Below are 12,982 nucleotides of genomic sequence, written 5' to 3'. Positions count from 1 at the left end.
TTTACACTGTAAAAAAGTTATAAAGGGCTTTCCTGCTTATGTTACGACAAAAAAAGCCCTATAAAGGGCTCTAACAAAAACTGCAAGCTGGCAGCGCATCATTCTACGCTCTCGAAACGCCCGACGATTTCGCCGCTCTCGTAGCTTTTTAATGCATCATGGTAAGGAACTAAATTGTTATCCTTGAGAAATGATGTAAACTCTTCCCTGGAGAGTTGGCCAATAAGTACATCACTCTCCAGGGAGAACGAAGTACGCCCTCCCTTAACAGCATCAAAATACATGATGCTGGAGCAAGCAGGCTGTAGCTTTACTTGAATCATAAAAAAAGCCCCTCCTTCACATTTATTTTGTCCGCTCAGGAACAAAATATGCGAAGGAAGGGCTCCTTTATTCTTTACGTACAAACGTAACCGGGAACGTTTCGTTGCGGTTGGGACTCCAGTCTACGGTTACCGTAAACGTGCTGTCCTCTCGTCTTTGCTCACATCCGGTACAGCTTGTACGATGGATGATGCTGCTTTTATTGTTCATGTCGTCTTCGCTTCCACTTACTTCTTGAGCAAGCCCTGCAAGACGATAACGCACATTATAGACAGAATCGATATCAGCCGACTTATAGGAGAGACGCAATACTTGCTGCTCCTCTTTTCCATCTGCTGTATGGATAACTGTCAGTAAAGCTTTCCAGTTATCCGACTGACCGACATACAGAAGCGTCTCCTGCTTATCTCCGCATCCAGCAATCAGAGCGGTACATAGGAGAAGCGGCACAAGCCACATCCATCTATGAGATTGCTTCCGTTTCAAATGCATCACAGGTTTATTACTTCCTGCACGATTTTTATGTTTTGCGCCCCTTCTTTTTTCTTTTCAGACGCAAATACTTTGGCTTCATCGAGCATATCGAACGCTTCGACTTTTTTGTACAAAAAACCAAAATCTGTCATTGCATCGTAAATCACCATATACATGAGCGCGTACGCGGCAGAGCCTGCACCTCATACGGCGCGATTTCCGGCTCCTCGCTTCCTCCTTTTCCTTTTTTACGGTCTATTTATTTCGGTGCAACGAACCATCAATGGGGGATGAAGAAATCCCTCATTGATGGAAGTTTTACTTTATTCGCTGTACAAACAAAGCGGTCAATCGTACGGATTCTCCTCTGTATTAGCGGTAGCTTATCGCCTCTTCTGCTGTTGCCGTTTCGCTTGCGGCATTTTTGTTAAAGAACTCTTCATAGATAGCACGCACAGCTTTTTCCTCATCCACCGCTTTGACGCCGAACATCATGCTGACCTCTGACGATCCCTGGTTAATCATCTCAATATTGACCTGGGCTCGCGCCAATGCACCCGCTGCCCGGGCTGTCGTACCAACATTGTGACGCATCCCTTCACCCACAAGCATAATCATTGACATGTCGCGTTCGAATACGATATCATCGACCGCAAGCTCTGTACGAACACGTTCTGTAATGCGTCGCTCTACCTCATCGTCGATTTTATCGTCTTTCAGAATAACAGAAATGTCGTCGATACCGGACGGAATGTGCTCATATGATAACTCTTCATCTTCAAGAATATGAAGCAGACGACGTCCGAAACCAATTTCACGGTTCATCAAGTATTTGCTTACATAAATGCTGCAGAATCCACCGTCACTTGCGATACCTACCACGGGATTACCATTGCCTTCCCGCTCAAATACGATCATTGTACCCGGTGCAGCCGGATTGTTCGTATTCTTAATGCAGACAGGGATACCGGCGCGGAATGCCGGAATGAGCGCTTCATCATGGAAAACGGAGAAACCGGCGTACGATAGCTCTCGCATCTCACGGTAGGTGAGTTTCTGAATCGGCTGTGGCTCTGGTACAATATTCGGATTAGCCGAGAATACCGAATCGACATCGGTAAAGTTCTCATACAAATCTGCCTTCACTGCCGCTGCCAGAATCGATCCGGTAATATCAGAACCACCGCGCGAGAATGTCACCAGTTCACCGGACGGTGAGTATCCAAAGAAGCCCGGGAAAATCTGAATTCCTGCCTTATCACGCAACGCCTTTAAATTCTCATATGATTCGGCAAGCACTTGGGCATTTCCATGTTCTTCACTTACAAAAAGACCCGCCTCTCTCGGATTGACATAGCTTGCATGAACACCTTTGCTCTGCAGATAGCGCGCTACTACTTTCGCATTGTTGTCTTCTCCGCTCGCTTTTATCGCATCCATGAACATCTCCGGTTTACTTCTATCAAGGGCAAGGCGCTCTCGCAGATCCGCCTCGATTAGTTGCACAATCTCTTCCGATAATGCAAGTCCCTCCGCGATGTCACGGTAACGGGCTACGACAGCAGCCAGTTCTGCTTCCGCTTCCCCTTCTGCCAGATACCGCTCGGCGAGTGCAATCAATAAATCCGTCACCTTCGTATCGTTTTTGTCCCGCTTACCTGGAGCAGATACGACAACAACTTTTCGTTTGGCATCGGCAAGTACGATATCGCATACTTTTTTGATTTGTGCCGCACTGGCCAGGGATGTTCCTCCGAATTTTGCTACTTTCATCTCTCTGTCCCCCACTTCTGTATTTCAAGGCTGTGCCTTATGTCTTTGTCTATTTTCCGAATACTCATATATTATACTTTTGCGACAAAAAAGAAAATACCCTGTCGCTTTTTACTCTTACAATTGCTTGTGGCTAAAAATCACTTCTCCATTAAGCGCCTGTGTGGCCAGCATATCCGCTTCCTTATTCTCCGCGCGTCCAATGGGTTCATAATGCGGTTTAAGCCCGAGTTCTGTAAGCTTCGCTTCGATTCTGTCTACCCAGCGGTTCTCCCGATCCTCAAATACCGGCCACTCGCCACCCAATTGGTTTAGTACCACCTGCGAATCGCCACGGAACACTACTGGCAGATGGTGCGTTCCGAGTGCTTCCAGTTCGCGCAGCGCAAGCCAGAATGCCGCATATTCCGCATCGTTGTTTGAATCGATCGCCTCGGCCACCTCGTTTTTGCGGATGCGATATGACTTACCGTTCTGCTCGAAGTAAATGACCGCACCAAGACCAGCTACACGGTGCTCTTTATTATAACCTCCGTCAAAATACACGAGGAGATTGTGAGGCTCGGTCTCGACTTCTTTCAGCAGCTTATCCAGCTCTTTTTTCGTCCAGGGCTCGCCTTCTTCATCATGGAAAACAAGGCTTTGCACTCGTCCGGTTTTCTCTATGTCTTTGGCCAGTTGGATCGCTTCCGTACCCGCCATCAGTTGAGAAGTAAACGTCGTACGAACTTTGCTATTTTGCGCTTTATACTCCCATGTTATGCTGACCTTCATCACTTCTGCCTCCTGTACGCAAAGAATAGATGTAGAAAAATCCCGCCTATATCGACGGGATTTTCCGTTTGCCTTATTTTACGTAGCGTAGAGATTGTTTGCGAGTATTATTAAAGCGTTTATAAACCTCGGAAATTTCTTCAAGCGTATCCCATGTCAAAATCTCGTCAGCGTCCTCTTCTACGCGTATAATCTCTTTTTCGGTCAGTGACATTACTTTATGCTTTAGGGTGTCCCCTTGCGCCTTATACTGTTCTTCGTTCTCATGATAGCCGGACAGATTCGTATATGCACCCTCTGTGCCCGGTACCTGCAGTAAGTATACATCATCACTCATGACAACCATGACCGGTCTATCGTCTTGATCCGGAAAGTCCTTTGCAATAACAGCAATGCCTTCTCCTGCTTCGAGCACTTCCCACTCTACGTAGTTCTCTGCCAATTCCGTATCCATTGTCTGATTATAGCGTGCCTGTAGCATTTCTTTCAGAATACCGCACATCTCTTCTGCTTCTTCACGGCTTTTAAAATATACTTCATTTCCGTTCTCAATAAAGCCGCCATGCTCAAGCGCAATGTCTCGATAGCTCGTACCGAGTACTTTATCAATAGTATCGTTGCGGAGAAGCCCTTCTCTCGCGTTAACTGATACGAGATAATATGTAACTTCTTTTAATGAATCCACATATCTGTTTACTTTGACGGTTATTTCCATCCATAAACCTCCTAGGAGTGCTGCCATGAAAGCTCGCCCAAATTTAACTCACAATGCATTTTACCATTTTCTGCGCCGCTGTTTCAAATGAAAGCTCAGGTAATTTCATAGAAAATCTTATGCTCTGTTGTTGACTTTGCTTAAAACAGCAAAATCAGCAAGCATCTCCGTAACAGAGCCGCCTGCTGATTGAACGCGGATTACGTATATGTTGTTTAACTTTATAGGCCGCTTAGCTTTGGATCATACGGCTGCTCATCGCCTTCAAGCGGAACATTCACTTTTTGGCTCGGATCGAGATATTCGTCCTCCGCGATAATTCCGGCTGCACGGTCCTGCAGCTCCAGCTCGCGAGCTTTTGGTACGGACAGCCAATAAGCCAGCCCAACAGCAATCAAACCGCCACTCAGCTTACCGATAATGATAGGCAAAATCATTGTTGGCTGAAAATTAGCAGTAAATGAAAGGTGATCACCAAGCAGGAAAGCCGCGCAGACCGCAAAGGAAATATTAATCACCTTGTCTTTGGGCGGCATCGTTTTTACCAGACGGAACATCGCTAGGATGTTAGCAATCGTGGCAAGAAATCCTGCGCTGCCAACTGGACTCAAGCCAAGTTTGCCACCGACGGCTTCCAAGGGCCTTGCCAGATATTTACGGACGAGATAAACGAATGGAAACGCGCCCGCCAGCATAATACCGATAAACCCTGCTGTTTCAAGACCACGGACAGGATTCGCTTCATCAGCAATAATGGGATCGAATCCCCATCCCCCGAAAATCATACTGAAAAAACCCGTAAAATACTCGACAATCGAGGCGACGAGTACGAGCTTAATAAACGCGTCGATCCCTCGACCGAACCAAATAAATCCCCGAATCATTGTATTCGGGAAGAAGCGCAGGCCGAGCGCAATAAGCACTACGAGAATTACGAGCGGAGACAAGTTTGTCATAATCTGACCGAAGCTTAGTGCAAGCTGATATGTCGCCTCTCCGTTCGTGGCAATGACTTCGCGTATTTTTGCATCGGAGAGAACCATCAGAATACTGGCAATGAATACACCAATCGGCACAGTTAAGATACCGGACATAACGCCAAGCGCCATATATTTGTAATCGCGCTTCTCCAGCATGGCCAGTCCCATCGGAATAGAGAATACAATGGTGGCGCCTGCCATATAGCCTGTCATCGTGGCCATAATCCAGCCCTCTTTTGTCTGGGCCAGCTTCTCCGCCAGCTGATAGCCGCCCATGTCCATGGCAATAATTGAAGTGGCCGCAATGGCCGGATCAGCACCCATCGCATGAAATAAAGGCCCAAACACCGTTTGGATTAGCTGCGAAAGGTAGGGAATCGAGGCCATAATCCCTGCAGCAGGAACGAAAATGTACCCGACGGAATGCAATCCTTCCATAAACTCGCGGCCCAATCCTTTTTCGCTGTCACGAATCGCCGCAATAGCTCCCGCCACTGCCGCTATCATCATAATATAAATTACGTAATTCCCGATTTGTGCCAAATCCAGCCCTCCTTATATGAAAAATAATTCCAGCATTGATTAATTATTCTGATTATTTTTCTTTCTCATATAACTGACTCCGCTGGCCTCATGCTGTATAATATCTCCGATTAAATCGGCCAAATATGCGCCTGCCTCCACTGGAGGAAAGCCGCCTTTATGAATATTGGAAATTACGGTCCGATCGGCCTCTACTGTGTGCGCCCCTGGTCGATATACCATGTACGCGCTCAGACTTTCAGATGTGGCAAGACCGGGCCTCTCTCCAATAAGCGAGAGTACGACATCACAATCCACAATGGATGCAATATGGTCTTGCACCCAGACGCGGGAGCGTTTAACGAATAGCGGGCGGGCTACGCTAAGGTTTTTTAGCTTAAGACCTTGTTCAAGTGAGGGGAGTATATCCCGGATATTTGCTTCCACGGCAGACGAACTGAGCCCATCACAAACAAGAATCTGCACGTTCTTCTTTTTTTCCCCGTGTTCAGAAAGCCAATGAACTGACTTCTCCGATAATTTGCGTCCCTTATCTAAATCCATAAGATAGGTCGTCATATCCTCGGCCTGTGTTCTTAATACCGGCAAGCCTAGCGACTCGACGAGTTCTTCCGATACGTCCTTCATCACCGCATCCTGCGCTGCCGCATGATCAATACGAAACTGTAGATAGCTGCGCGTTCGCATGCGTGTACCGGCACGCCCAATGCCGATCCGGGCCGGAGTGACTTGTTGGGCCCTTTCAATCGCCTGCAGATGATGCGGACGCTCTACTCCCATCTCCTTCTCCTCTGAAAAAAGAATCACATCCTTCTCTTTCCTTTGCAGGGGACCCTCTTCCGTTTGCATCTCTTCCACACGCGAAGCCTCCAGCTTCCGGGTCAACTCACGCAGCACCTGCTCAACCACCTGCTCGATTTTTTCCTGGTTCATCTTCTCACCTCACTTCCTCAAAAATCGAAAGGTCACCCGCACGTTCCGTCAATCGCCCTTCTTCCATAAGTCCCATTTTTTCCATCCACTTTTCGAATTCTTGAAGAGGACGCAATCCTAGCATCTCGCGCAAACTGGCGTCGTCATGATAGCTTGTATCTTGGTAATTTAGCATAACATCGTCGCCGCCTGGTACACCCATATAGAAGTTTGCTCCTGCCAGCGCAGTCAGCATGCCTGCAATCTCCTGATCATTCTGGTCAGCATACATATGATTCGTATACGTAGGGGCAATTCCCATCGGTAGGCCATGAAGCTTACCCATGAACAAATCTTCCAAATCGGCGCGTATCATCTGACGACCGTCATAGAGCGTCTCTGGTCCGATAAAGCCTGAGACATTATTGACCATGAAGGGTTTCCATTGACGCGCGTATCCGTATGTACGCGCTTCCAACGTCTGCATATCCACACCGATATCTGCGTCAAGCGATACTTCCGATCCCTGGCCCGTCTCAAAATACATCACATTTGGCCCCGCTGAAGTACCCTGGCGCATCATCATGAGCAAAGCTTCATCAAGCATATCTCCGTTCACACCGAATGCATCATTTGCTTTCTGTGTTCCAGCCAGACTTTGAAACATCAGCGCAATCGGTGCCCCTCTTTCCAGCGCCTGCATCTGGGTCGTGATATGCGCAAGTACGCAATTTTGTGTAGGGATCTCCCACTTCATCATGAAATCGTGCGACATGTGCAACAGACGTGAGACAGATTCTACTGTATCGACGTTTGGATTGATACCGATAACAGCGTCACCCGCCCCGTAAGATAACCCTTCTTTCATAGAAAAGAGAATCCCCTCTGGATCATCAGTAGGGTGATTCGGTTGGCAACGAAACGCCAGTCTCCCCTTCTCTCCGATGCGTGTATTACAATGCGCAGTAGGACGTATTTTTTGGGAAGCTATGACCAAATCCATGCTTGACATCAGCTTGGCTACAGCCGCTATCATCTCGCTCGTAAGACCACGGCCAATCCGGGTAAGTTCATGAGGACCTGTTCGATGAGATAATATGTAATTGCGGAGTTCACCAATGCTCCAATTTTTTATTTCATTATAAATGGAAAGATTGATTCCGTCATAAATGATTCGAGTTACTTCATCCTCTTCATACGGAATGACCGGGTTCTCATATATATCCGCAAGCGTAAACTCGCTGAGCACGACTTTTGCCGCCATACGCTCAAGCGAAGATTGTGCCGCGACACGCGCCATCTGATCGCCCGACTTCTCTTCACTTGCCTTCGCTAGCACGTCTTTAACCGATGTGAATGAATAGGAATTACCTTTTATAACGCATGAAAGCTTCATTCTTTATCCCTCCTTTCATTCTGCCGCAAGCTACCGCTTGCGGCGTTTATCAACATCCTGTCCTCCGTCGGATTCGTTAGGCTCCCCCTCTTCCAAAGCTCCCGGTTCCGGTCCTGCCTGTGCGGCCGTATCCTGTGGCGGAATGGTTGTTTCTTTCGTTTCCTTCCTGCGCTTATTTCCCGTACCGGTGCCCGTTTTCGCCGTACCTTGGACAGGCGAGGACGAAGCCACCGGTTCAGGCTTTTTTAGAATATGATGTACCTCGTCATCCGGTCGGGGAATGAAATGACTTGAAACGAGTTCGCCGACACGCTCTGCGGCCGCTCTTCCCGCCTCAAGGGCTGCCTGTACAGCGCCGACATCTCCTTCAACAAATATGGTCACTAATGCAGCATCTACTTTCTCCTGTGATATCAACCGTACATCGGCTGCCTTTACCATCGCATCTGCCGCTTCAATCGATCCGATTAATCCTCTTGTCTCTATCATGCCAAGTGCCTTTGCCATGGTTTTCACCTACTTTCCACATCAATTGAGTCTACAATACCGATTATTACCGCATCCACCGGCACATCCCGTTCCGGGATCGCGAAACGGGCGGCACTGCCCGTCGTCACCATGACAGTGTCACCGATGCCGGCACCAATACGATCGGCAGCGATGAGCGGCGCATCGATCGGCTTGCCGCCCGTATCTTCTAATTGTACAAAGAGAAACTTTAATCCAGTCAGTCCATCTTCTTTGCGTGTCGCCCATACATTACCGATTATCGTTCCGATGCGCATAACGCGATCACCTCTCGTTTACCTGAATGGTCACGCCGTTTGTCCGCGCTGCATCCCGGGCCAACGGAGTGACCACGGTGGAAGGGGATACATACAATACCCGCTCCTTCGCCTGCTGCACATCGTTTTGTGTCAATACTTTTCCTTCAAATACAGCTGCCCGTTCAGGGCGAGGAGCACGTCCCTCTATACCCGCTCCCGCAATCTCTTCCTCAACGGAAGCGTCAGCCAATGCCAGCACATCGGCCATTGAACCAAGGGTTGCACCGAACGTACCAAGCTCTGCCGCATGCGTCCGGATATGCTGACGATACCGTTTAGCCGCCGGAGGCAGTACAGCTTCCCCTGCTCTTACGTCCAACAACCACTTCAACGATGAACACGGAACGAGCAGGGCGGGGATTCCCCGCAAAAGCCCTTCCGCCAGCAATTGACTTGCAACAGTTCCTGTTAAACCTAATGCCCCGCGCATTAGCAAATCCTGGTCTGTCTGTAAAAAAACTAACCGTTTCACATCACGATGAAGCGAGACATGCTCCATCTCATCTACCTGCGCATGATAGACGTTCCATCCTGCCTGTAATTCTTTTTCGACGACAGCTACCGCCTGCGACTCGAATTCGCCCGGATAGACGAGCAGCAGGCCAGGCCGAGTCGGCCGAGTCGGCTCCGTTTCAGGACGTAGACGGCCGATTACCTCAGCCACAATGCGCTCGATAAGGACTGTATCGTACGTCATTATTGTTGCGGTTCAAGCTTCGGTAAGATGCTTTCAAGCTCGTTGTGCGGGCGAGGAATGACATGTACGGACAGAAGCTCGCCTACGCGCTGCGCTGCAGCTGCACCAGCATCAGTTGCCGCTTTTACTGCGCCAACATCACCGCGTACTAGTACCGTCACCAAACCACCGCCAACATGCACTTTGCCTACGAGATGAACGTTCGCCGCTTTCACCATTGCATCTGCTGCCTCTACGGAAGCAACCAATCCTTTTGTCTCAATCATACCTAATGCTGTTAATTCTCTTGCCATGTTTTTTCTCCTCCTTAATTGTAAATGCATTGTTTTTCATCTTCATAAAGAATCTTCAAGTTAAAGTTGTGCGAGCACTTTATCAACCAGGGTAGCAACGGTTTGCTTGTCTATCTTGCCGACCGGGCCGATTTTAGCAAGAACTTGCGCTACGGCCTGCTCAATCTGCTCTCCTTCGCCTTTCGCTTGCGGTTCTGCCTGCCGGGTATTCGGCACACCACTGCCTGGTTTTGGTACAGCGATATCTTTTGTGCCGTATGCAAGACGTTTAAGATTCATCAAATGGTGCGCCGTCAGGTTGTCCGACGTAATGTTGCCGCCGAATGTACCACAGCCTAAAGTCAGCGATGCAGCCAGACCGGTAGTGGCTCCTACGGCGCCCAGCGCCGACGGTGTATTAACGAGAATACGCGACACAGGCAGGCGCAGTGCCAGCGTCCGGGCTACCTCTGTATCTTCCGTATGAAGCGACAATGTATGTCCACGGCCGCCCAGCGCCAGCAAACGCTCGCACAAGTCGCTCCCTTCCTGCCATCCATTTACTGTATAGAATGCGAGAATAGGTGAGAGCTTCTCAATCGAAAACGGAATATTCTTGCTGACTTCCGTTTCTTCTGCCAGCAGCAGCGTCGTTTCCTTCGGCACCCGGATCCCCGCCATCTCAGCGATAACAGCTGCCTTCTTGCCAACGATAGCAGAATTGAGCTTTCCACGTACCGGAGAGATTACGTCTTCCACTTTCTTTTTCTCTTCCTCGTTCAGGATGTACGCACCGTTGTTGCGAAAGGCGCGCAACGCTTGTTCCCGTACGTTACGGTCGGCAATGACCGCCTGTTCCGAGGCGCAAATCGTTCCGTTATCAAATGTCTTGCTATCGATAATGCGTCGTACCGCCTGTGCAACATTCGCTGTTTTCTCGATATATGCCGGTACATTCCCTGGGCCGACTCCGTATGCGGGCTTGCCTGAGCTGTATGCTGCACGGACGAGACCCCCTCCCCCGGTCGACAGAATCAAGTTAACGTCACGATGTTTCATCAACCCTTCGGTCGCATCCATCGTCGGTTCCTCAATCCAGCCAATGATACCTTCCGGCGCCCCGGCGGCCACAGCAGCCTGATGGCAGATACGAGCCGCTTCCACCGTGCAGCGGGCCGCCGAAGGATGCGGGCTGAATACGATGGCATTGCGCGCTTTAAGCGCGATTAAACTTTTGAAAATGGCGGTAGACGTCGGATTGGTTACCGGTACAATGCCGGCAATTACGCCAAACGGCGAGGCGATTTCCACCACTTTTTTCTCTGGAATTTCCCGAACGATGCCTACTGTCTTCACTTCTGCAATCGATTCGTACACATCCTTTGATCCGACCTGGTTCTTGATGGTCTTATGTTCTACAATGCCAAGCCCGGTTTCTTCCACCGCAAGCTTAGCTAGCTTATGTGCCTGTTCGTAGGCCGCATCGGCCATCGCCTTGACAATGCGGTCGACCTGTTCCTGTGAATAACCTTTAAATTCCCGCTGCGCCTCCTTCGCTCGACGTACAGCGTGGCGCATTGCTTGCAGCGATTGCAAATCTTTGTCGAGTTGCACTTCTACTCACTCCTTTCCGCTCCGTTGACTTACCAGATAAGGGGCTGGCGCGCCACCCGGATGATGCTATCACGAAACGCAGCCGCAGCCGCCTGACAGGCCGATTGTGTACCTGTCAACAGGCCACCGCCAAAATTCGTTTCCGAGGGCGGGCCATAAAAAGCGGCTAGCTGCACATCGGCTGCTTTCAGTGCCGCATCCAATCCATACATCGCTTCAAGCGGTGGGGCGATTAGATATGCGAGTGGTTCACCTTCATTAATCCCCGCAATTTTGGATAGATAGGCTCCCGTACGTGCGATAACATGTGCATATAGGGCGTGGCTTCCATCATCATTCAGCGCTTCAAAATGCGCATCATGCTCAATTATATTCTGCGCGGCTTCCATTCCGCTCTCCACTTCGTCAGGAGTCGGTCCGGCAATAATGCCAATGAATTCCCCGGAAAGAGGACCCGAAGCATGAGCCGCACCCGCATAAAACGAACGCGCGTACACCACTTCCACTTCCGCTCGTTTCGTCGCTTCATCGAGCGCCGTATACCCGATATCATCAATCGTCGTTGTAATCATACCCAGGCTGCGGTGTCCGGATGTAAGCTGTAACTGTTCCGCCAGTGCCGTATCCACATTCGGAATCATTCGTACCGCCAGCACTTCCGCTTTAATCGGCTGAAGTTCCACCTCTCAACCCTCCTTCGCTATTGTTCCTTGCGTACAAGCGAAACGCCGCTCGCTTCATACCGCAGGATTTTCTGGACGACATTACCTAGGTACGCCCCCGCTTCCACCGGCGGGATACCACCTGCATGAATATTTGAGATAACCATACGATCGGCTTCCACAGTACCGTGTCGCGGCTTATAGCACAGGTATGCACTAAGGGATTCGGCACTGACCAGCCCCGGTCTCTCGCCGATAAGTAGCACCACGACTTCCGGTTCCAACACTTCACCGATATCATCCATGACCGCAACACGTCCTCGTTCCACGAAGAACGGTGTCCCCATCTCAATACCGAGCGCTGTCAACGACTGCTTAAGCGCCAAGTACGTATCTTCCACGTTGGCTTCTACCGCCTGGGAGCTAAGTCCATCGGAGACAACAATTTGCACTTTAGGCTTGTGTTTGCAGCGCTCCTTCAATGTTTTCTTGGCCTCATCGCCCAAGCGTCGTCCTAAGTCCGGGCGGAGAATATACTCTTGCTTGTTATTCACACGAGTAACAACGCTAAATAAATTCAGCCGTTTCAATATGTCTTCAGACACCGTACCGTATACCGCATCCACCGCAGCTGCGTGGTCGAAACGGAACGAAAGCCATGCATCCGTCTTAGGCCGGAGTCCGGCACGGCCAATTCCGATACGTGCTGGAGTTTGTTTCATCAATTCTGCTAGCTGTTCCTTGTTTCTTGGCTTGTCAACACCAGGATTTTTGCCTTTCGTATCTTCTGGTTTCGATTGCCGTACCGACTGTTCAGAAATAGAAGCGGTTTGGGACACAAATGATTTTGGTGCTCGTTCTTCTCCGACATGGTCCCATACCTTAACGGAACCATAATTCCTTTTTTCCTGCTTTGGCTTCGACTCAGTGACAGGGTTCGACTGTCCATTTTCTGCGTCTTTCAACTTCTCCATGACAAGTCGGGTCACGGTTTCGATTAGCTGCTGGTCCATATTCAT

Annotated in this window: 15 protein-coding genes and 1 pseudogene; all 16 read right to left on the bottom strand. The window is 49.5% G+C overall.

The annotated features are described in order from the left end of the window. Positions 1 to 98: 98 nt before the first annotated feature. Positions 99 to 323 carry a hypothetical protein gene (locus AF333_RS13875; protein WP_043064086.1) on the bottom strand — a complete coding sequence of 75 codons (225 nt, stop codon included), beginning with the start codon at positions 321 to 323 and terminating at the stop codon, positions 99 to 101. Positions 324 to 390: 67 nt separating this feature from the next. Continuing rightward, the gene (locus AF333_RS13870; protein WP_235496438.1) at positions 391 to 810 is read right to left on the bottom strand and encodes a hypothetical protein; all 420 of its coding nucleotides are present in this window, start codon (positions 808 to 810) and stop codon (positions 391 to 393) included. A 5-nt stretch (positions 811 to 815) separates the two neighbouring features. Continuing rightward, positions 816 to 974, bottom strand: a complete 159-nt coding sequence (locus AF333_RS35230; RefSeq protein ID WP_235496436.1) for a hypothetical protein — start codon at positions 972 to 974, stop codon at positions 816 to 818. A gap of 196 nt (positions 975 to 1,170) precedes the next feature. Then, on the bottom strand, positions 1,171 to 2,571 hold the full coding sequence (locus AF333_RS13865; RefSeq protein WP_043064084.1) for an aspartate kinase: 1,401 nt from the start codon (positions 2,569 to 2,571) through the stop codon (positions 1,171 to 1,173). 117 nt (positions 2,572 to 2,688) lie between these two features. Then, positions 2,689 to 3,345: a reverse transcriptase-like protein gene (locus AF333_RS13860; RefSeq protein ID WP_043064083.1), complete on the bottom strand. Its 657-nt coding sequence runs from the start codon at positions 3,343 to 3,345 to the stop codon at positions 2,689 to 2,691. Positions 3,346 to 3,418: 73 nt separating this feature from the next. Continuing rightward, complete coding sequence (locus tag AF333_RS13855; RefSeq protein WP_043064082.1) at positions 3,419 to 4,060, bottom strand: hypothetical protein; 642 nt, start codon at positions 4,058 to 4,060, stop codon at positions 3,419 to 3,421. Positions 4,061 to 4,281: 221 nt separating this feature from the next. Beyond that, positions 4,282 to 5,583: an ethanolamine utilization protein EutH gene (gene eutH / locus AF333_RS13850; RefSeq protein ID WP_043064081.1), complete on the bottom strand. Its 1,302-nt coding sequence runs from the start codon at positions 5,581 to 5,583 to the stop codon at positions 4,282 to 4,284. Between the two features lie 39 nt (positions 5,584 to 5,622). Continuing rightward, a complete protein-coding gene (gene eutC / locus AF333_RS13845; protein ID WP_043064080.1) occupies positions 5,623 to 6,516 on the bottom strand; it encodes an ethanolamine ammonia-lyase subunit EutC in 894 nt (297 codons plus the stop codon). 4 nt (positions 6,517 to 6,520) lie between these two features. Beyond that, positions 6,521 to 7,891 (bottom strand): ethanolamine ammonia-lyase subunit EutB, encoded by a 1,371-nt coding sequence (locus AF333_RS13840; protein WP_043064079.1) that lies wholly within the window; start codon positions 7,889 to 7,891, stop codon positions 6,521 to 6,523. Positions 7,892 to 8,149: 258 nt separating this feature from the next. Beyond that, positions 8,150 to 8,398, bottom strand: a pseudogene (locus tag AF333_RS35225) (BMC domain-containing protein); the annotation flags it as partial. A 5-nt stretch (positions 8,399 to 8,403) separates the two neighbouring features. Continuing rightward, positions 8,404 to 8,676, bottom strand: coding sequence for a EutN/CcmL family microcompartment protein (locus AF333_RS13830; protein WP_043064078.1), 273 nt, complete (start codon positions 8,674 to 8,676; stop codon positions 8,404 to 8,406). A 7-nt stretch (positions 8,677 to 8,683) separates the two neighbouring features. Beyond that, positions 8,684 to 9,415 (bottom strand): hypothetical protein, encoded by a 732-nt coding sequence (locus tag AF333_RS13825; protein ID WP_043064077.1) that lies wholly within the window; start codon positions 9,413 to 9,415, stop codon positions 8,684 to 8,686. After that, the gene (eutM, locus tag AF333_RS13820; RefSeq protein ID WP_021620662.1) at positions 9,415 to 9,708 is read right to left on the bottom strand and encodes an ethanolamine utilization microcompartment protein EutM; all 294 of its coding nucleotides are present in this window, start codon (positions 9,706 to 9,708) and stop codon (positions 9,415 to 9,417) included. Before eutM ends, AF333_RS13825 begins: the two co-directional genes overlap by 1 nt. Before the next feature lie 60 nt (positions 9,709 to 9,768). After that, complete coding sequence (locus AF333_RS13815) at positions 9,769 to 11,301, bottom strand: acetaldehyde dehydrogenase (acetylating) (RefSeq protein WP_052520597.1); 1,533 nt, start codon at positions 11,299 to 11,301, stop codon at positions 9,769 to 9,771. A gap of 29 nt (positions 11,302 to 11,330) precedes the next feature. After that, positions 11,331 to 11,984, bottom strand: coding sequence for an ethanolamine utilization microcompartment protein EutL (gene eutL, locus AF333_RS13810; protein ID WP_074714822.1), 654 nt, complete (start codon positions 11,982 to 11,984; stop codon positions 11,331 to 11,333). A gap of 17 nt (positions 11,985 to 12,001) precedes the next feature. Next, positions 12,002 to 12,976 (bottom strand): ethanolamine ammonia-lyase subunit EutC, encoded by a 975-nt coding sequence (eutC, locus tag AF333_RS13805; RefSeq protein WP_043064076.1) that lies wholly within the window; start codon positions 12,974 to 12,976, stop codon positions 12,002 to 12,004. Positions 12,977 to 12,982 lie beyond the last annotated feature (6 nt).

The organism is Aneurinibacillus migulanus (assembly GCF_001274715.1).
Taxonomy (GTDB): Bacteria; Bacillota; Bacilli; order Aneurinibacillales; family Aneurinibacillaceae; genus Aneurinibacillus; species Aneurinibacillus migulanus.
The sequence above is the reverse complement of the archived record's forward strand: the minus strand, read 5'-3'. Positions and strand labels throughout refer to the sequence as shown.